This is a genomic window from Clostridium sp. TF11-13AC (assembly GCF_003481065.1).
Classification (GTDB): Bacteria; Bacillota; Clostridia; order Lachnospirales; family Lachnospiraceae; genus Otoolea; species Otoolea fessa.
Genome location: NZ_QUKJ01000027.1, coordinates 225 through 551 on the forward strand (window position 1 = coordinate 225; position 327 = coordinate 551).

1 pseudogene is annotated in these 327 nt (G+C 56.6%); it reads left to right on the top strand.

Annotation, left to right across the window (positions count from 1 at the left end):
* Window positions 1-327 (top strand): annotated as a pseudogene (locus DXD12_RS15730) (ATP-binding protein); the annotation flags it as partial.

Below are 327 nucleotides of genomic sequence, written 5' to 3' on the forward strand. Positions count from 1 at the left end.
AGAAACCGCCCAATGGTTAGGGCATGACCGACACCCGGCAGAGTGCGACTGCCAGCGGGCAGCCCGTGAAAAACGGGAAGCCGCTGAAAGCAGACAGAAGCACCTTGAAAAAGTGGAGGACTTGAAACGCCGGGGCTTTACCGACCCTGCTATGCGGAACTGGACATTTGAGCATGACAACGGCAGAAACCCGCAGACCGAAACCGCCCGCTTTTATGTGGAGAGCTGGGAAACCATGCAGGCTGAAAATATCGGCTACCTGTTTTGGGGCGGCGTGGGGAAAGGAAAAAGCTACCTTGCCGCCTGTATCGCCAACGCCCTTATGGA